The sequence below is a fragment of the Cellulosimicrobium funkei genome (assembly GCF_001019615.1).
GTDB classification, from domain to species: domain Bacteria; phylum Actinomycetota; class Actinomycetes; order Actinomycetales; family Cellulomonadaceae; genus Cellulosimicrobium; species Cellulosimicrobium cellulans_E.
This window is the reverse complement of the sequence record NZ_JNBQ01000003.1, coordinates 273,134-290,682: the sequence shown is the minus strand read 5'-3', so window position 1 is coordinate 290,682 and position 17,549 is coordinate 273,134. Positions and strand designations below refer to the sequence as shown.

The 17,549-nt window shown below is 73.9% G+C and carries 17 protein-coding genes; 11 read left to right on the top strand and 6 right to left on the bottom strand.

The genetic code is table 11. The annotated features are described in order from the left end of the window. The first annotated feature begins 36 nt into the window (after positions 1-36). On the top strand, positions 37-465 hold the full coding sequence (locus FB00_RS05745; RefSeq protein ID WP_082141032.1) for a winged helix-turn-helix transcriptional regulator: 429 nt from the start codon (positions 37-39) through the stop codon (positions 463-465). A 9-nt stretch (positions 466-474) separates the two neighbouring features. Here FB00_RS05745 and FB00_RS05740 read toward each other — a convergent pair whose 3' ends face one another. After that, on the bottom strand, positions 475-1,794 hold the full coding sequence (locus FB00_RS05740; protein WP_047231884.1) for an MFS transporter: 1,320 nt from the start codon (positions 1,792-1,794) through the stop codon (positions 475-477). Positions 1,795-1,986: 192 nt separating this feature from the next. On the opposite strand from FB00_RS05740, the gene FB00_RS05735 reads away from it, so the two are divergent. Together FB00_RS05735 and FB00_RS05730 are read left to right on the top strand one after the other, a co-directional pair. Beyond that, positions 1,987-2,556 carry a SigE family RNA polymerase sigma factor gene (locus tag FB00_RS05735; protein ID WP_047231883.1) on the top strand — a complete coding sequence of 190 codons (570 nt, stop codon included), beginning with the start codon at positions 1,987-1,989 and terminating at the stop codon, positions 2,554-2,556. Beyond that, positions 2,553-3,911 (top strand): hypothetical protein, encoded by a 1,359-nt coding sequence (locus FB00_RS05730; RefSeq protein WP_047231882.1) that lies wholly within the window; start codon positions 2,553-2,555, stop codon positions 3,909-3,911. Before FB00_RS05735 ends, FB00_RS05730 begins: the two co-directional genes overlap by 4 nt. Positions 3,912-3,921: 10 nt before the next feature. On the opposite strand, the gene FB00_RS05725 is transcribed toward FB00_RS05730, so the two are convergent. Continuing rightward, positions 3,922-4,899: a sugar phosphate isomerase/epimerase family protein gene (locus tag FB00_RS05725; RefSeq protein WP_082141051.1), complete on the bottom strand. Its 978-nt coding sequence runs from the start codon at positions 4,897-4,899 to the stop codon at positions 3,922-3,924. 87 nt (positions 4,900-4,986) lie between these two features. Here FB00_RS05725 and FB00_RS05720 point away from each other — a divergent pair, with 87 nt between their 5' ends. The 3 genes from FB00_RS05720 (at position 4,987) to FB00_RS05710 (ending at position 9,122) form a co-directional block, all read left to right on the top strand. Further along, positions 4,987-5,967 carry a pyruvate, water dikinase regulatory protein gene (locus tag FB00_RS05720; protein ID WP_082141031.1) on the top strand — a complete coding sequence of 327 codons (981 nt, stop codon included), beginning with the start codon at positions 4,987-4,989 and terminating at the stop codon, positions 5,965-5,967. Next, positions 5,964-8,705, top strand: a complete 2,742-nt coding sequence (gene ppdK, locus FB00_RS05715; RefSeq protein ID WP_047231881.1) for a pyruvate, phosphate dikinase — start codon at positions 5,964-5,966, stop codon at positions 8,703-8,705. Before FB00_RS05720 ends, ppdK begins: the two co-directional genes overlap by 4 nt. Positions 8,706-8,852: 147 nt before the next feature. Beyond that, positions 8,853-9,122, top strand: coding sequence for an HPr family phosphocarrier protein (locus FB00_RS05710; protein ID WP_047231880.1), 270 nt, complete (start codon positions 8,853-8,855; stop codon positions 9,120-9,122). A 63-nt stretch (positions 9,123-9,185) separates the two neighbouring features. Here the strand turns inward: FB00_RS05710 and FB00_RS05705 are convergent, their stop codons facing one another. The 3 genes from FB00_RS05705 to FB00_RS05695 all read right to left on the bottom strand — a co-directional run bounded on the left by FB00_RS05705 (position 9,186) and on the right by FB00_RS05695 (position 12,944). After that, entirely contained in the window at positions 9,186-9,632 is a 447-nt protein-coding gene (locus FB00_RS05705; RefSeq protein WP_047231879.1) for an SRPBCC family protein, read from the bottom strand. A 184-nt stretch (positions 9,633-9,816) separates the two neighbouring features. Then, entirely contained in the window at positions 9,817-11,550 is a 1,734-nt protein-coding gene (gene ptsP / locus FB00_RS05700; protein ID WP_269429995.1) for a phosphoenolpyruvate--protein phosphotransferase, read from the bottom strand. Beyond that, positions 11,547-12,944 carry a PTS transporter subunit EIIC gene (locus FB00_RS05695; protein ID WP_082141030.1) on the bottom strand — a complete coding sequence of 466 codons (1,398 nt, stop codon included), beginning with the start codon at positions 12,942-12,944 and terminating at the stop codon, positions 11,547-11,549. The genes ptsP and FB00_RS05695 overlap by 4 nt, the downstream gene beginning before the upstream one ends. Before the next feature lie 382 nt (positions 12,945-13,326). Between FB00_RS05695 and FB00_RS05690 the strand changes: the two genes are divergently transcribed. From FB00_RS05690 to FB00_RS05675, 4 genes are all read left to right on the top strand, one after another. Next, entirely contained in the window at positions 13,327-14,199 is an 873-nt protein-coding gene (locus FB00_RS05690) for a GntR family transcriptional regulator (RefSeq protein ID WP_047231878.1), read from the top strand. After that, the gene (locus FB00_RS05685; RefSeq protein WP_024839826.1) at positions 14,196-14,441 is read left to right on the top strand and encodes a PTS transporter subunit EIIB; all 246 of its coding nucleotides are present in this window, start codon (positions 14,196-14,198) and stop codon (positions 14,439-14,441) included. Before FB00_RS05690 ends, FB00_RS05685 begins: the two co-directional genes overlap by 4 nt. Before the next feature lie 148 nt (positions 14,442-14,589). Continuing rightward, complete coding sequence (locus FB00_RS05680; RefSeq protein WP_047231877.1) at positions 14,590-14,820, top strand: PTS transporter subunit EIIB; 231 nt, start codon at positions 14,590-14,592, stop codon at positions 14,818-14,820. Beyond that, positions 14,820-15,284, top strand: a complete 465-nt coding sequence (locus FB00_RS05675) for a PTS sugar transporter subunit IIA (RefSeq protein ID WP_047231876.1) — start codon at positions 14,820-14,822, stop codon at positions 15,282-15,284. The genes FB00_RS05680 and FB00_RS05675 overlap by 1 nt, the downstream gene beginning before the upstream one ends. A gap of 94 nt (positions 15,285-15,378) precedes the next feature. Here the strand turns inward: FB00_RS05675 and FB00_RS05670 are convergent, their stop codons facing one another. Beyond that, positions 15,379-16,872: a hypothetical protein gene (locus FB00_RS05670; RefSeq protein WP_047231875.1), complete on the bottom strand. Its 1,494-nt coding sequence runs from the start codon at positions 16,870-16,872 to the stop codon at positions 15,379-15,381. Positions 16,873-16,956: 84 nt separating this feature from the next. On the opposite strand from FB00_RS05670, the gene FB00_RS05665 reads away from it, so the two are divergent. Next, on the top strand, positions 16,957-17,538 hold the full coding sequence (locus FB00_RS05665) for a TetR/AcrR family transcriptional regulator (protein WP_047231874.1): 582 nt from the start codon (positions 16,957-16,959) through the stop codon (positions 17,536-17,538). The last annotated feature ends 11 nt before the right edge of the window (positions 17,539-17,549 follow it).

Below are 17,549 nucleotides of genomic sequence, written 5' to 3'. Positions count from 1 at the left end.
CCGCACGGAGATCGGTCTGCGACGAAGGAGCGAACGATGACGACGACGGCGGTGCGCACCTCCCCCGGCGCGGCGACGCCCGGCGGCACCTCGACGGGCACCTCGACGAGCACCTCGACGAGCACTGCGCGACGAGGCCCCTACGTGTGCGGGCTCGACGCCGCGATGGACGTCGTGAGCGGCAAGTGGAAGTCGCTCATCCTCTGGGAGCTCGAGGACCACGGCGTGCGCCGGTACGCCGAGCTCAAGCGCGGCCTGCCCGGGGTGAGCGACAAGGTGCTCGCGCAGCAGCTCCGCGAGATGGAGGCGGACGGCCTGCTCGTGCGCGAGGTGTTCCCGGAGGTGCCGCCGCGCGTCGAGTACTCCCTCACCGAGCACGGCAGCGCGCTCAACGCGGCGCTCGAGTCCCTCGGGGACTGGGGTCGTGACCGCATCGAGCGGATCGGCGCCGCACGCGTCGGCTGAGCCCCTCGCTCAGGGCTCGGGGTGCAGGGCGTCGTAGCGCCAGAACTTCCGTTGCGACCGCAGGACGAGCCACAGCACGACGACGCACGCCGCGCCCCCGGCGACGGCGGCCCACGCCTCGCCGACCCACGTCGCCTGTGCCCCGAGGACGAGCTCGCCCAGCCGCGGCCCGCCCGCGACGACGACGATGAACACGCCCTGGAGCCTGCCCCGCATGTCGTCGGGGGTCGCGGTCTGGAGGATGGTCTGCCGGAAGACGGCGCTCACGGCGTCGGACGCGCCCGCGAGCGCCAGCGCGACGCTCGCCGCGACGACCCCGCCCACGAGGACGGTCGTCGGGGAGGTCGCCCCTACCCCGACGAGCACGAGGCCGAACAGCACGATCGACAGCCCGTACGCCGTGACCGCCCAGACGATGACGCGGCCCTGCCAGCGCACGCGGGACAGCCCGCCGGAGAACACGCCCGCGAGCACGGCGCCGATCGCGAACGCCGCGGTGAGGACGCCCGTGGTCGCCTCCCCGCCCCCGAGGAACACGACGCCCGCAGCGGGCAGCAGCACGCGCGGCGACGCGAGCACCATCGCGGCGAGGTCGACGAGGAAGGTCGTGCGGACGTTGGGCTGCGTCGCCAGGTACCGCAGGCCGTCGACGACGGACCGCCAGCCGACGACCCGGCGTCGCCGCCCCGCGGGCGCGGCCTGCGGGGTGTGGTCGGTGCCGAGGGGCGGGATGTCCGGGAGCCGCCACACCGCCCACAGCGCGGCGGTGAAGAGCACGGCGTCGATCGTGTACGCGACCTGGTAGCCCCACAGCGCGACGAGGAACGCGCCGCCCAGCGGGCCGACGGTGAGCGCGACGTTCCACGCGATCGTCTGGAGCGCGTTCGCCGCGGGCAGGAGCCGGGGCTCGACGAGTCGCGGGATGATCGCCGACCGTGCCGGGTTGTTGATGGCGAACGCCGCGGACTGCGCGGCGACGAGCGCGTAGAGCACGCCGACCGAGTTCAGGTGCAGCCACGCCTGGGCCGCGATGAGCGCGGTGACGACCCACAGGGCGGTCGACGCCGCGAGCGCGACCTTGCGGCGGTCGTACGCGTCGACGAGGGCGCCGCCGTAGAGCCCGAGCACGACGAGGGGCACGAGGGCGCACAACCCGAGCACGCCGACCGCGAGGGACGAGCCGGTGAGCGCGTACACCTGGAGGCCGACGGCGACGACGGTGAGCTGCGAGCCGAGGTTCGAGATCCCCAGGCCCCACCACAGCCGGCGGAACGGCGGGGAGGTACGCAGCGGCGTCGTGTCGGCGAGGAGACCGTTGACGCGAGCCACGATCGCCGAGCCTACGTCAGCGCTGCCACGCCCGCGGCCGACTGACGGTGAGAAAGGCCGTCCGTGGGATCCTGAGCGATCCCTCCGGACCCGGGAAGAAACATGGAACCCCTGCCGCCCTCCGCTGCGTCTAGCACTCGTGAGGAACCGACGTCGGCCGGAGCGCCGACCGCAGCAGGGGGGCTGTCGGGCATGACCGACGTCGCGATCGACCGGGCGGACGCGCCCCACGTGCGGGTCGTGCGCGTGGGCCAGACCGCGGAGGAGCGCTTCACCGAGTTCGCGCGGGCGAGCTCCGCGGACCTCTACCGCTTCGCGTACCTGCTGTGCGGCGACGCGCACCGCGCGCACGACCTCGTCCAGCTCGCGCTCGAGCGGACGTTCCGCGCGTGGTCACGGGTCGGCGACGGCGAGCCGTTCGCCTACGCGCGGCGCGTCGTCGCCACGGCCCGTATCGACACCTGGCGGCGGACGAGACGGGAGGTCTCCGTGGAGCACGAGACCCTGGCGGGCCTCGAGCGTCGCTCCACGACCGACCCGCCCGGGGTCGAGGACCGCGACCGGATCGTGCGCGCCCTGCTCGCCCTACCGGTCAAGCAGCGGCGGGTCGTCCTGCTGCGCTACGTGCTCGACCGGTCGGAGGCCGAGACCGCCGCGGAGCTCGGCATCGCCGTCGGCACGGTCAAGTCCACCGGGTCCCGAGCACTGGCCCGCCTGCGCACCCTCGTGACCCCCGAGAACGGAACGGAGAGACAGCGATGAGCGCGACGCCCGAGCCCGTGGCGGTCGAGGAGACCGAGGTCGTCGCCCGCGTGCGCGCGGCACAGGATGCGGTCGAGGTGCCGGCGACGCTGGACCCCGACGCCCTCGCGCACCGAGCGGTGCGGCGCGTGCGCGTCCGCCGGACGGCCCTCGCGGCGGGCGGGTCGACCGCGGTCGTCGGCGTCCTGGCCGCCGCCGTGGCGTTGTTGCCCGGGATGCTGCCCCGCGGGTCCGACCTCGCCCTCACCGTGCCGCCGGCGCAGTCAGCCGCGCCCGCCCCGGTGGAGCCGACGGCGGACCCGGTTCCCGACCCGACGACGGAGCAGCCCGAGCAGCCCCTGCGCTACCTGCCGGTGGGCGACGGCGAGCTCCCGGAGCTGCCGGGCGTCGAGCACGGCATCGCCGAGACGCACCACTCGGACTACACGATGCAGGGCGGTCTCACGTACACGCTGCCGCCCGGGGGGTGGGAGGTCGACGGCGAGGCGTTCGGCGAGCCGGCGTCGGTGACCTGGATGTCCCCGGCGGGCTGGAACGCGCCGGGGTCGGACACTCCCGCGGACGCGGTCCCGCCGCCCATGAACGATTCCGGCGCCGTCCTGACGATCGACGTCGACCCCGGCGCCGCGTCGTGGACCGCCCCGGCCAGGGACTCCGGGGCCTGGACGGTCGAGATCCCCGGCGCGGACTTCGTCGCGGTGACGCGTGGCCCGTCCGACGACCCGGGTCTCGCCCGCTGGGAGGCGCACGTCCGCCACGGGGGCACGGGCACGGGTTGGACGGTCGTCCTCGAGTTCACCGACGACGAGGTGGGCGACGAGCTGGCACGTGCCTTCCTGGGCAACCTGTGGTTCGAGCCCGACGGAGCGCCGGAGTGGTTCAGCCCGACGTACACGTATCCCGAGGTCGGGATCGTCGTCCCCGGTGTCCCCGCGGGGTGGCAGCCTGTCTCGACCGAGGACCTCGGCTACGCCGTCCCGCCGGGGTGGACGTCCCGCGACGTCGAGGGCAACTTCGGACCGGGGGTCGAGTGGTCCGGCCCGCCGGTCGACGGCGCGCCGTCCGACGTGCGCTGGAACATGTTCGTCCAGGTCGGCGGGAGGGGCACGAGCTCGTTCAGCACCGCCGCGGACCAGTTCCACCCGCAGACGATCGTCGTCCCGGGAGCCGACTTCGCCCAGGTGCTGACGAGCCAGGGCCCGCACTGGGCGGTAGACACCGTCCCCGCCCTGAGCGCGGACGTCCAGCTCCACGGCGAGGACGGCGGTCCGGACGTCCTGGTCTCGATCACGCTCCCCGGCGACGAGGCAGGGCTCGAGACGCTGCGCGGGGTCCTCGGGTCGTTGCAGTTCTGACCCGGCGGCGTCAGGCCTTCCCGGCAGCCTTCGCGACGTCGTCGTCCGTGCCCGCGTCCGCCGCGCCGTCCCGTGCGTCCTCCTCGCCCCAGGCGTCGGCGTGGCGGTGCGCGTGCCCGGGCGGCGGCGCGTAGCCCGGGTGCGGCCCGGGCGTGAGGTAGGTGCGCGCGAAGAACAGGGACGCCGCGAGGTCCTCGCGGCGCTCGGCCGCGGTCCGGGCACGGCGGGTCGAGATCTCGACGACCACGTCGCCGGACCACCCGCGCTGCACGAGCTCGGCGAGCACCTTGTCGCACGGCTGGTCGCCGCGCCCCGGGACGAGGTGCTCGTCCGTGATCGACGACGACCCGTCGGCGAGGTGCACGTGCGCCAGGCGCCCGTCGAACACGTCGAGCAGCGCGAGCGCGTCCTGCTGCGCGACGGCGGCGTGCGACAGGTCGAGCGTCACGTGCTCGTACCCGTGCTCGGAGGGGTCCCAGCCGGGCAGGTAGGCCTGCATCTCGCGCTTGCGGCTGCGCCAGGGGTACATGTTCTCGACCGCGATGGTCACGCCCTCGGTCTCGTCGAGCTCGCCGACGAGGTCCTCGAACTCGCGCGCGTACCGGTACTGCCACCGGAACGGCGGGTGCACGACCACGGTGCTCGCCCCGACCTCCTGCGCGAGCTCGACCGTGCGCCGGAGCTTGGGCCCGGGCGCACGCCCCCACACGCGCTGGCTCACCAGGAGCGTGGGCGCGTGGACGCTGCGGATCGGGACGTCGTGCTCGGCGGCGAGCCGCCGGAGCGTCGCGGCGTCCTGGGTCGTCTCGTCGGACCACACCATGACCTCGACGCCGTCGTACCCGAGGTCGGCCGCCGCCTCGAAGGCGTACGGGGCCTTGCGCGGGTAGACGCTGGCCGTCGAGAGCGTGACGTGGATGCGCTGCGCCTCCCCGGGGACCGGGGACGCCTCGGGGGACGCCGCGCTCGGCGTCGTCGCGTCGGACATGCCGGTCACCCTAGACCCGTCGGCTGTGCCCCACACCCAGCGGGCGCTCGGCTGGGGAGAACCGGTGGTCCGCCCTAGCCTGGGGCCATGGCGGCGACGGCGCGCGTCATCGACATCCACGTGGTCGCGGACTCGACGGGAGACACCGGGACCCGCGTCGCGCGCGCCACGCAGGCGCAGTTCCCCGGGCAGCCGGTCCGGGTCGTGCGCCACCCGCGGCTGCACAGCCCGCAGGGCGTGGACGACGTCGTCGCGCAGCTCCGAGCCGACCCCGCCGCGGCCGTGGTGTTCTGCACCGTCGTGGACGACGCGCTGCGCTCGCGCGTGCTCGACGCGTGCGCGGCGCTCGACGTCCCGTGCGCCGACCTGCTGGCCCCCGCGCTCGAAGCGTTCACCGCGCGGACGGGCGCGCAGCCGGCGCGCGTCGTGCAGCCGGTCGGGCTCGCCGCGGACTACTTCGACCGCATCCACGCGATGGAGTTCGCGGTCGCGAACGACGACGGCCACCTGACCGACGGTCTCGACGAGGCGCAGGTCGTGCTCGTCGGGGCGTCGCGGACGGGCAAGACCCCGCTGTCGATGTACCTCGGCTATCTCGGCTACCCCACCGCGAACATCCCCCTCGTCCCGGGCGTCGCACCGCCGCGCGAGCTGTTCGAGGCGGAACGCTGGAAGGTCGTGGGCCTGACGATCGACCCCGAGCGCCTGCTCGAGATCCGGCAGCGCCGCGTGCACGCGATGGGCGCCGCGGGCCACGGTGGCGCGGGCGGCACGGCCCTCGGCGGGTACGCCGACCTCGCGCGGATCCACGACGAGCTCGACGAGGTCGCGCGGCTCCAGCGGCGCCTCGGCTGCCCGGTCCTCGACACGACGACCCTCGCGCTCGAGGAGGCCGCGGGACGCGTCGTCGAGCTCGTCACCGCGCGCCGTCGCGCCCTCGCACCCGACGATGCGCCGCAGCCACCGGGCGGCGACCACGTCCGGGCGACCCCGCAGACCCCGCCGGCGGACCGCCGCCGGGGAGGAGACAGCGCGGCCACCGCCGCCGACCACGAGGAGCAGCCATGAGCGACCGGTACGTCTACGACCTCGCGGAGGGCCGCGCGGACATGCGCGCCCTGCTGGGTGGCAAGGGCGCGGGGGTCGCGGAGATGCGCCGCATCGGCGTGCCCGTACCCGACGGCTTCACCGTGACGACGGCAGCGTGCGTCGCGGCCATGGAGCGTGGCGGGTCGTGGCCGGACGGGCTGTGGGACGAGGTCGTCGCGCACCTCGACGCGCTCGAGGAGCGCACGGGACGCCGGCTCGGCGCGCGCGAGCGCCCGCTGCTCGTGTCGGTGCGCTCGGGCGCCGTGTTCTCCATGCCCGGGATGATGGACACGATCCTCAACCTCGGGATCTCGGACGACTCGGTCGAGGGGCTCGCGGCCGAGTCCGGGAACGCGCGCTTCGCCTGGGACTCCTACCGGCGGTTCGTGCAGATGTACGGCGAGGTGGTCGAGGGCGTGCCCGCCCACGCGTTCGCGGACGAGCTCGACGCGCTCAAGGCGCGCCGCGGCGTCGCGCAGGACACGGACCTGGACGCGGACGACCTGCGCGGGCTCGTCGCGACGTTCCGCGCCGTCGCGCGGCAGCACACGGGCGAGGACCTGCCGACGGACCCGCGCGAGCAGCTCCGGCGGTCGGTCGACGCGGTCTTCGCGTCGTGGGGCAACCCCCGCGCGGCCGTGTACCGGAAGGCGAACGACATCCCCGACGACCTCGGCACGGCCGTGAACGTCATGCAGATGGTGTTCGGCAACAAGGGCGCGACGTCCGCGACCGGGGTGTGCTTCACGCGCAACCCCGCGACGGGCGCGAAAGAGCTCTACGGCGAGTTCCTCGTGGACGCGCAGGGCGAGGACGTCGTGGCGGGCATCCGCACGCCACGACCCCTCGCGGAGATGGAGACCGTGCTGCCCGACGCGTTCCGCGAGCTGCGCGCGACCATGGACCGGCTCGAGCAGCACTACGGGGACATGCAGGACATCGAGTTCACGGTGGACGACGGCGCGCTCTACCTCCTCCAGACCCGCACCGGGAAGCGCACCGCCCAGGCCGCGCTGCGCGTCGCGCGCGAGCTCGTCGACGAGGGCGTGATCGACCGCGACACCGCCCTGCGACGCCTGGACCCGGCGCAGCTCGACCAGCTCCTGCACCCGGCGCTCGACCCCGGCCACGGCGCGACCCCGCTCACGCGCGGGCTCAACGCGTCGCCGGGCGCCGCCGTCGGGCGCGTGGTGCTCGACGCCGAGACCGCGGCCGAGCGCGGCAAGGCCGGCGAGGCCGTCGTGCTCGTGCGGTGGGAGACGAACCCGGACGACATCGCCGGCGTCATCGCCGCGCAGGGCGTGCTCACCGCGCACGGCGGCATGACGTCGCACGCCGCGGTCGTCGCGCGCGGCATGGGCAAGCCGTGCGTCGCGGGGGCCGGCGCGCTGCGGATCGACGTCGAGGGGCGCCGCGTCCACGTCGGGGACCACGTGCTCACCGAGGACGACACGATCACGCTCGACGGCACGACCGGCGACGTCTACGCGGGCGCGCTGCCGCTCGTGCCGCCCCAGGTCACCGACGACTTCCGGGCCGTGCTCGGCTGGGCCGACGACGTGCGGCGCCTCGGCGTCCGGGCCAACGCCGACACGGGCGAGGACGCGGCCAAGGCGCGCGAGCTCGGCGCCGAGGGCATCGGGCTGTGCCGCACCGAGCACATGTTCATGGCGCCCGACCGGCTGCCCGTCGTGCGCGAGATGATCCTCGCCGAGACCGACGCGGCGCGCACCGCAGCCCTCGACCGCCTGCTGCCCATGCAGCAGGCGGACTTCGAGGAGATCTTCGCCGCGATGTCCGGGCTGCCCGTGACGATCCGGCTGCTCGACCCGCCGCTGCACGAGTTCCTGCCCGACCTCGTCGAGCAGTCGCTCCTCGTGCAGCGGCTCGAGGACGAGGTCGGCGACGCCGGCGCTCCGTTGCACGGGACGGACGCCGTCTTCGAGGGCTGGGCCGCCGCGGGCGGCGGCGGGGAGACGACGGCGCGGCTCGGCCGGGCGCGCCGCCTCCTCGCGCAGGTGCGGCGGCTGAGCGAGGCGAACCCCATGCTCGGTACGCGCGGCGTGCGGCTCGCGCTGCTGCACCCGCAGATCGCCGCGATGCAGGTGCGGGCGATCGCGCGCGCGGCGCTCGCGGTGCGCGCGGCCGGGCACGACCCGCGCGTGGAGATCATGGTGCCGCTCGTCGGGTTCTCCGAGGAGCTGCGGCGCATGCGCGAGGTCGTCGACGCGACCATGGCCGAGGAGCTCGGTGGCGTGGACGCCCCGCTGCCGTACGCCGTCGGGACGATGATCGAGCTGCCGCGCGCGGCGCTCGTCGCGGACCGCATCGCCGAGCACGCGGAGTTCTTCTCGTTCGGCACGAACGACCTCACGCAGACGACGCTCGGCATCTCGCGCGACGACGCCGAGGGGTCGTTCCTCACCGCCTACCTGGAGGCGGGAGTGGTTGGCACGAACCCGTTCGCGACGATCGACCGGGACGGGGTCGGCGAGCTCGTGCACGTCGGGCTCGAGCGCGGACGCCGCGCCCGGCCGGGTCTCCACGCCGGCGTGTGCGGGGAGCACGGGGGCGACCCGGCGTCCGTCGCGCTGTTCGACGAGATCGGCCTGGACTACGTGTCGTGCTCGCCGTACCGCGTCCCGATCGCGCGCCTCGCGGCGGCGCGCTCGACGCTCGACCGGCGGGACGGCGCACGCACGACGCGTGAGGCGTGAGTACGAGGCAGCCGCCTTCCCTGACGACCCGAGCAGTGAGGACGCGGGGCGAGGCTGCGGCACGGAGGGTCCTCCGCCCCTCGCCTTGCGTCGGGCTTTCCCCTAGGATGCACTGGTCCAGACCACTTGTCTGCCGGAGGAGCAACCATGGACCGTGCCGTCGTCGTCGCGATCACCGAGGGCCTTCACGCCCGCCCCGCCGCCCTGTTCGTCAAGGCGGCCGCTGCCCAGCCCGCGCCCGTGCGGATCGCCAAGCAGGGCGGCGACCCCGTCGAGGCGGCGAGCATCCTCAGCGTCATGACGCTCGGCGTGGCGGCCGGGGACGAGGTCGTGCTCTCGACCGACGACGAGGGCGACGACGCGAGCGCGTCGATCGACGCGCTCGCGACCTTCCTGGAGCAGACCGAGGTCGCCTGAGCACACCGGGCCCGTCGCCCGCGGCCCTGCCCGCGGGCGACGGGCCCGACCCGCGCCGGGCGCTCAGTGCCAGTCGCTGATCTGCACGTCGCGCGGCGCGGGCGCGCCGGCGCCCGTCTCCGCGAGCGCCTTGAGGCTCAGCAGGTACGACGCCCACTTGGTGCTGCAGTGGTGCATGAACTCCACCGGCTCGGCCCAGCCCCGGTGGCCGAACAGCACGATCGTCCAGTCGCCGTCCTGCCGCAGGTCCCACTCGACGGTCGTGCCGACCCACTCCTCCGGCCCGTCGACGACGCGCCACACCACCCGCTCCGACGGCCGCAGCTCGACGACCTCCATGTCGAACCCGCCGACCGGCGGGAAGCGGAACGCGAGGACGCCCCCGACGCCCTCGCCCCCCGTCGTGTCCTCGGTCCACCAGCCGGCGAGCCCGTCGACCGTCGTCAGCGCCCGGTACACCGCCTCCGGCGTCGACCCCTCGACGCCCACCCTGTGCAGGATGTCCACCATCGCCGTTCTCCCGTCGTCCGTTCGTGCAACTAATTGGTTGCACATCACGCTAGACCGGCCACCCACCAAGCGCAACCCCGAAGTTGCATATGGCCCCCACGGGTGCGCCGAACCCGGGGTTGTTCCTCACCGCGACGAGTCGGTGAGGCACGACCCCGGGTTCGGCAGCGAGGTCAGGCGCGAGCTAGAGGCCCAGGTCGGCCAGGATCGGGAGGCGGGACCGCACGGCCGCGCGTGCGGCGTCGGGCGTGGGCTGCTGGAGCGCGAGGAACGCGAGCTCCTCGCACTGCTCCGACGTCGTCGCGGCGAGCACCGCCGCGACGTCGGCCAGCGCGCGCGGCGTCATCGACAGCGACGTCACGCCGAGCCCCACGAGCACCGGCGCGAGCACCGGGTCCGCCGCGGCCTCGCCGCACACCCCGAGCGGCCGCCCGTTGAGCGCCGCACCCGAGCCGGTCGCCCCGACGAGCGCGAGGACCGTCGGCTGCCACGCCGTCGAGAGCCGCGCCAGGTCGGAGACCTCGCGGTCGGCGGCCATCGTGTACTGCGTGAGGTCGTTCGTGCCGATGCTCGCGAACGACGCCTTGGCGAGCACCCAGCGCGCCCCGAGGGCCGCTGCGGGCACCTCGATCATCACGCCCGCGGTGCCGAGGCCGTGCTCCGCGCACAGCGCGACGAACGACTCCGCCTCGTCCGGCGTCGCGATCATGGGCGCCATGACCCACACGTCGGCCGACTCCGCCGCCGCGGCGCGAGCGATCGCCGTGAGCTGGCGGTCGAGCACCTCGGGGTGCCGGCGCGCGGTGCGCAGGCCGCGTACGCCGAGCGCCGGGTTGGGCTCGGCCTCGGGCGTGACGAACGGGAGCGGCTTGTCCGCGCCCGCGTCGAGCGTGCGCACGACGACCTTGCGGCCGGGGAACGCCGCGAGCACCTCACGGTAGGCCGCGACCTGCTCGTCGATCGTCGGCTCGACCGTGCGGCCCAGGAAGCACACCTCGGTGCGGAAGAGCCCCACGCCCTCGGCGCCCGCCTCCGCGGCGGCCCGTGCGTCCTCCCCGTTCGCGACGTTGGCGAGGAGCTCGACGCGACGACCGTCCGCCGTCCGCCCCTCGCCGTCGAAGCGGCGCCGCTCGCCGCGTGCACCATGCGCCGCGACGACGACGGCCACGTCCTGGGCGGACGGGTCGCGCTCGACCGTGCCGAGCCCGCCGTCCACGAGCACCGTCGCGCCGTCGTGCAGGGTCAGCGCGCCCTCGACCGCCACGACGGCCGGGATGCCGAGGGCGCGCGCGAGGATCGCGGTGTGCGACGTCGGCCCGCCGCCGCGCGTCACGACGGCGAGCACCCGCTCGGGGTCGAGCTGCGCCGTGTCGGCGGGGGCGAGGTCGTCCGCGACGAGCACGAACGCGTGCCCCGGGTCGGGCACGCCCGGCGCGGGGAGGCCGAGCAGCGTCGCGACGATCCGGTCGCGCACGTCGCGCACGTCGCGGGCCCGCTCCGCCATGAGCCCGCCCAGCGCCTCCAGCTGCCCGACGACGACGCCCGCCGCGTCCCACACGGCACGCGCCGGGGTGGAGCGCTGCTCGCGCACGCGCCCGACGGCGTCGCGCGCCAGCGCGGGGTCCGCCGCCATCGCGGCGGTCACGCCCAGCACCTCCGCCGCGGTGCCCTCGGCCCGCGCGGCGCGCGCCGTGAGGTCCTCCTGGACGGTCGTCACCGCCGCGAGGACCTGCGTCACCGCGAGGTCCAGGTCGGCGTCCGGGCTGTCCGCGGCGAGCGGGGCCGGGTCGGGCTCGGGGACCGGGTCGGGCATGCGCACGACCGTCCCCGCCCCCCGCCCGGGGCTGACCGGCACGCCGGTCAGCCCCGGGTCGGAGACCCGCGCAGGTGCGCGCGTCGCGTCGTCGGCGACGGTCACGCCGTGCCTCCGCCGCCCGAGCCGGTGCGGCTCGGGACGTCGGCCTCGGTGCCACCCACGGTGCGGTCGTCGCGCCCCGTCGCCGGGACATCGGACGCCGGCGCGTCGGCCACGGGGGCGTCGGCCGTACCCGCGGCTCCGGTCGCCTCGACGGCGCCGTCGGTGTCGTCCTCACGACCGGGGGTCCGCAGGTTCCACCGCGTGATGACGAAGCGGAAGAGGAAGTAGTAGATCAGCGCGTACCCGAGCCCGATCGGGATGAGCAGGAGCGGCATCTCGGCGATCCGGAAGTTCAGCAGGTAGTCGATGGCGCCCGCCGAGAACCCGAAGCCGTCGCGGATGCCGAGAGCGTTGACCAGGGCGAGCGACGTCCCCGTGAGGACCGCGTGGATGACGTACAGCGGGTAGGCCACGAACACGAACGCGAACTCGAGCGGCTCGGTGACGCCCGTGACGAACGAGACGAGCGCGGCGGAGCCCATGATGCCCGCGACGACCTTGCGCTGGGCCGGCTTGGCGGTGTGGACGATCGCGAGCGCCGCGGCGGGGAGCGCGAACATCATGATGGGGAAGAAGCCGGTGAGGAACGTGCCGGCGGTGGGGTCGCCCGCGAGGAAGCGGAAGATGTCGCCCTGCGCGACCGTGCCATCGGCCGAGGTGTACTCGCCGAACTGGAACCACGGCAGCGAGTTGAGCAGGTGGTGCAGACCGATCGGCACGAGCAGACGGTTGAGCGTGCCGAAGATGAACGCGCCCAGGATCGTCGAGCCCGTGACGAACCCGCCGATCGTGTCGTTGATCAGCCAGTCGAAGGCCGGGTAGATCAGGGCACCGACCACGGCGATGAGGACCGACACTCCCGCGGTGACGATGGGGACGAAGCGCCGTCCGCCGAAGAACGCGAGGTAGGGGGGCAGCTTGATCCGGTAGTACTTCTGGTAGAGCAGCGCCGCCGTGAGACCGATGACGATGCCACCGAGCACGCCGTAGTTGATGAGCTCCTGCGCGTCCCCCTCGGCGGGCTTGCCGAGCACGTATGGCGAGAGCGAGTCGCTGACGCCCTTGAAGACGAGGTACCCGATGAGGGCTGCGAGGCCCGTCGTCCCGTCGGACTTCTTCGCGTACCCGACCGCGACACCGAGGGCGAAGATGACCGGCAGGTTGGCGAACAGCGCGTTGCCAGCCGCCCCGAGCACGTCGGCGACGGGCTGCATCCACGCGAAGGTGCCGGCCACGCCGTCGGCGCCGAGCATGTCGGGCTGGCCCAGGCGCAGCAGCAGCGCCGCCGCGGGCAGGGACGCGATGGGCAGCATGAGGGAGCGCCCGACGCGCTGGAGCTGCGCGAAGCCGGGCACCCCCTTCTTCGTCCTCGTCGGTTCGGCGACGGTGGTCATGTGTCGTTCTCCTCCTGGGTGGGCCTGGGGCGCAGGCCGAGGTGCGTCGTGCGGCAGCTGTGGCGCGACGTCGTACGGGGCGTCGTTGCCGGTCTCCGGGCACGCCGAGGACGACTGGGGTCGTTCCTGCGTCGCCGTGCCGGACATCCGGTCCAGGTTGTCTGGACCACTTGCAGGAAGAGTGGTCTAGACCTCATGATGTGTCAACCCCCGGAGGTGACCCGGGACACACGGACAGGTCCGCGACGCGCGTCGCCGCAGGTCGCGGCACGGGCGGACGACGGACAATGCACCCGTGGAGATCGAGGCACCGACGCAGGGACGTCCGCCCGGACAGGGCGCGGACGAAGGACCAGGACGAGGACGAGGACGCGGCACGACGATGAGCAGGTCACGATCGCAGGCGAGCGAGCACAAGTACCTCACGGTGCGCGCGTACCTCGCCGACCTCGTGGCGAGCGAGCTCTCGGTCGGCGACGCCGTGCCGTCCGAGCGCAGCCTCACCGAGAAGTTCGGCGTCTCGCGCATGACCGTGCGCCAGGCGATCGACGCGCTCGTGACCGAGGGCGTGCTCGAGCGCTCGCAGGGCCGCGGGACGTTCGTCGCCCCGCCGCGCGCGGACTTCGAGATGCGCCTCACGACGTTCGGGGAGGAGGCGCGCCGTCGCGGCATGGAGCCGGGCACCGACGTGCTCGAGGTCGGCACGGCGCCCGCGCCGGCGTCGGTCGCCGAGTCGCTCGGGCGCGCGACGGGCGACCCCATGCACCACGTGGTGCGCCTGCGCTCCGCCGACGGCTCGCCCATGAGCGTCGAGGAGGCGTGGATCCCCGTCGACCTCGCCCCGGACCTGCTCGACGACGGCGTCCCCGAGAGCCTGTACGGCGCCCTGCGCGAGCGCGGCCTGGCCCCCACGTGGGGCGAGGACACGATCACCGCCTCCGACGCGACGGTCCAGGAGCAGAAGCTCCTCGGGCTGCGCGCGTCGCGGGCCGTCATGCGCACCGTCCGTCGCACGTTCGCGGGCGACGCGCCGCTCATGTACTCGCGGTCCAGCTACCGCGGCGACCGGTACAGCGTGTTCGTCCCGCTGCGCGAGGCGCGCCCGACGCTCGTGCCGCGCACCGGCGGCTCCCCGGCGTCGACCACCGCCCCCGCGGACCCGGCCGCCACGGCGGCCACCACCGACCCGACGCCCACCAACCACCTCGACCCCGTGCCAGTGCCGGCCCGGGCGACCGAAGGGAACGACCGATGACACAGTCCGACGCAGAGCGCGCCGCGACGATCCTCGCCGGCCTCGGCGGGGTGGCCAACATCGACGAGATCGACCCGTGCACCACCCGGCTGAGATCGCTCGTCAAGGATCCCGCGCTCGTCGACGCCGCGCTCCTGCGGCGCGCCGGAGCGTTCGGCGTCATGGTCAACGGCCGGGTCGTCCAGGTCGTCGTCGGCCCGCAGGTCGACACGATCGCGTCCGACCTCGCCGACCTCATGTGAGGACCCGCCACGACCGCAGCACCACCGCCGTCGCACCACCCCCGACGACGGCCCCTGACCCCGCGCGCCCCGCGCACCCCGACCGGCACGGCAGCCGGCCGGGACACCTGACCCGGCCCCGGCCGGAGCACGACCACGAGGAGCACCCGTGAGCAAGGCAGAGCAGATCCTCCGAGGCCTCGGCGGCGACGCGAACGTCGTCGACCTGGAGGCGTGCATCACGCGCCTGCGCGTCGAGGTCGAGGACCCGGCGCTCGTCGACGACGCGACCCTGACCGCAGCCGGGGCGATCGCCGTCGTGCGGTCGGGCGCCGCGATCCAGGTCATCGTCGGCCCCGACGCGGACAACATCGCCTCCGACATCGAGGACCTGCGCTGATGGCCGCGCCGCTCACGGTGCTCGTGCCCGTCACGGGCACCGTCATCGACGTCGCCGACGTCGACGACCCCGTCTTCTCGGCCGGTCTCGTCGGGCCGGGGCTCGCCGTCGAGCCCGACGACGCGCAGGGCGGCGAGGCCGTCGCGCCCATCACGGGCACGGTCGTCAAGCTGCACCCGCACGCGTTCGTCGTCCAGCACGACGACGGCCGCGCCGTCCTCGTCCACCTCGGCATCAACACCGTCCAGCTCGGCGGCGAGGGCTTCACCACGCACGTCGCGCAGGGCGACCACGTCGAGCGCGGCACCGTCCTCGTCTCGTGGGACCCGAAGGCCGTCCGCGCCGGCGGCCGCTCGGCCGTGTGCCCGGTGGTGGCGCTGGAGGCCGCCCCGGACGACGTGACCTCGCTCGCCGAGGTCGGCGCGTGGGCCGCCCACGGCGAGGAGCTCCTCACCTGGGGCTGACGCCCCGCCGAGCCCCCGGCACCGGGTCGTTCCTCACGCGAATCCTCCGTGAGGAACGACCGAACCGCACCGTCGGCACCGATGCCCGGACGCCTCAGCCGCGGGAGAGCACGGCCGTCGCGTGCGGCGGGAGGGTGAGTCGCCCTCCCTGGACCGTCCTGGCGATCGGCACGGCAGACCCGGATCCCCACGCGACAGCGTGCAGGAGGGACTCCCCCGTCCAGTCGCCGATCTCGACGTCGGTCGGCACGCCGCGCTTGTTCACCAGGACGATCCTGCGAGCGCCGTCCGGCGTCGCGAACGCCTGAGCGTGGACCCGAGCGTCGGGAAAACCGGGATAGCCCGTGGACGTCGGGGCGATGGTGTCACCGAGCCGTACGTGGTCGACGAGGAGCTTCAGCGCGCGGTAGCGGGCGTTGGGCTCCCCCGTCTCCCAATCGACGAGCGAGGTACCCGGGATCATGCCTGGGTAGCCGTTGAACTCGGCGACCCCGAACAGGTCCGCACCGAGGTCGAGGCTGCGTGCCCACAGGTAGGACTGCACCGCTGCGCTGAGCACCCAGTACTCGTCGGGGATCGAGGGATGCGGGTTCATCACGTCCGAGGGATACGTCCCGACCTCGTTGAGGAGCATGCGGGTGCTCGGGGAGAGCCTGTCCGCGATCGACCGGACGTAGCGGAGCTGTTCCAGGAAGCCGTCGGCCTGGGCGAAGAACGCCGTCTCCCACTGGTCCGCAGGCGGGTTTCCCTCTGGGCCGAACGGGTTCACGATGTCAGGTGACGCGTAGAAGTGGAGGGAGAACGCGTCGAGCGGCGTGCCTGGGGCGTGGTGGGCCGGATCGAGGAAGTACCAGAAGTACTCCGGGTCGTGGTGGACGTGGCTCAGCGACAGCCCGACGAACTTCATGTCCGGGTCGAGCGTCCGGAGACGCGCCACGACCGCGTCGTAGAGCCGCGTGTACGTCTCGGGAGCCATCCGGCGGTTCAGGTCCGGCTCGCACAGCACCTCCCACTGGGCGAACCGGTACGCGTGCCCGGACTCGTGCCGGACCCCGAGCTCGTCGACGAACCCGCCGGCGATGTACCAGCTGGCGATCCGGTAGAAGTACTCCGCCACCTCTTCCAGGGTCTCGTCGCGGAACTGCGTGCCTTGCTCGTAGCCCCAGTGGATCTCGTCCTTGTCGCCCCCCACCTCGATCGTCTCGCCGCCGACGAACATCCAGTGCGGGATCGTCGCGAAGTTCGCCACCACCGGTCGGCCCTCGGCGGCCTCCATGAAGTCCTCGACGTACGGGTCGAGGCGCGAGAAGTCCCACGACGTGGTCGTCGCGGTGGGCGCGGAGAGTGCCGGCACCGAGACCAGCGGGTTCGAGAACCAGGGCAGGAACCGCGCGTAGTCGACCTTGAGGTCACGCAACGCCGCGAAGGCGCGGTCGTGCGCTGGGGCGCCGCGCTCGAGCGGAGGTGCTGCCCAGAGGTGGGTCGTCAGGACGGTCTCGACGACGCGCGAGGTGTCCTCCCAGTCGATGACGACGGGAATGGCGGGGGCGTGCTCGGGCGGGGCCAGCAGCGAGTGGTCTTCGGCCATGGGTGCGCTCCTTCACAGGATCTGTACGGGTGTACAGAACAAATGTATAACACACCTGTACAGATCGTTGCTAGGATCGACGCCATGGGACAGAGGGAGCATCTCCTCGAGGGCGCGCGGTCGTGCCTCGTCGAACGGGGGTTCGCACACACGACGGCGCGTGACATCGTCGCCGCGACCTCGGGCGCCGCGAACCTTGCCTCGATCGGATACCACTTCGGCTCCAAGGACGCGTTGATGAACGCGGCGGTGATCCAGCTGATCGAGGACTGGGGCGACCGCATCGCCGAGGCGACCGACAGCGCCGGCACCGGGAGGCCAGCGGAACGGCTGGAGCGCTTCCTCCAGAGCGTCCTCTCCGCAGACCCGGAGCAACGCCGCGTCATCGGGGCGAGCGTCCAGGCTTATGCACAGGCAGAGTTCTCGGTCGAGGTCCGCGAGCAGTTCAGGTCGACCTACGACCGCGCGCGGGTCGATCTCGCCGCTTTCGTCCTCGGGATCGACCGCGACGGTGTGTCACCGTCCCAGGCAGCGACGATCGGCTCGCTCTCGCTCGCCCTCCTGAACGGCGCCGCGCTCCAGTGGTTCGTCGACCCGACTGCCGCCCAAGGGTTCTCGGAGCTCTCGACCACCCTCGCTGCGCTCGGAGCGGCTCCGGCTGGGTGAACCGACCCGGG

Excerpts from the sequence above, each read along its gene's own strand:
- FB00_RS05710 (WP_047231880.1), top strand. The coding sequence starts at position 8,853 with ATGGACCGTGCCGTCGTCGTCGCGATCACCGAGGGCCTTCACGCCCGC.
- FB00_RS05665 (WP_047231874.1), top strand. The coding sequence starts at position 16,957 with ATGGGACAGAGGGAGCATCTCCTCGAGGGCGCGCGGTCGTGCCTCGTC.
- FB00_RS05705 (WP_047231879.1), bottom strand. The coding sequence starts at position 9,632 with ATGGTGGACATCCTGCACAGGGTGGGCGTCGAGGGGTCGACGCCGGAG.
- FB00_RS05735 (WP_047231883.1), top strand. The coding sequence starts at position 1,987 with ATGACCGACGTCGCGATCGACCGGGCGGACGCGCCCCACGTGCGGGTC.
- FB00_RS05695 (WP_082141030.1), bottom strand. The coding sequence starts at position 12,944 with ATGACCACCGTCGCCGAACCGACGAGGACGAAGAAGGGGGTGCCCGGC.
- FB00_RS05745 (WP_082141032.1), top strand. The coding sequence starts at position 37 with ATGACGACGACGGCGGTGCGCACCTCCCCCGGCGCGGCGACGCCCGGC.
- FB00_RS05725 (WP_082141051.1), bottom strand. The coding sequence starts at position 4,899 with ATGTCCGACGCGACGACGCCGAGCGCGGCGTCCCCCGAGGCGTCCCCG.
- FB00_RS05670 (WP_047231875.1), bottom strand. The coding sequence starts at position 16,872 with ATGGCCGAAGACCACTCGCTGCTGGCCCCGCCCGAGCACGCCCCCGCC.
- FB00_RS05675 (WP_047231876.1), top strand. The coding sequence starts at position 14,820 with ATGGCCGCGCCGCTCACGGTGCTCGTGCCCGTCACGGGCACCGTCATC.
- FB00_RS05690 (WP_047231878.1), top strand. The coding sequence starts at position 13,327 with ATGAGCAGGTCACGATCGCAGGCGAGCGAGCACAAGTACCTCACGGTG.
- FB00_RS05730 (WP_047231882.1), top strand. The coding sequence starts at position 2,553 with ATGAGCGCGACGCCCGAGCCCGTGGCGGTCGAGGAGACCGAGGTCGTC.
- FB00_RS05685 (WP_024839826.1), top strand. The coding sequence starts at position 14,196 with ATGACACAGTCCGACGCAGAGCGCGCCGCGACGATCCTCGCCGGCCTC.
- FB00_RS05720 (WP_082141031.1), top strand. The coding sequence starts at position 4,987 with ATGGCGGCGACGGCGCGCGTCATCGACATCCACGTGGTCGCGGACTCG.
- ppdK (WP_047231881.1), top strand. The coding sequence starts at position 5,964 with ATGAGCGACCGGTACGTCTACGACCTCGCGGAGGGCCGCGCGGACATG.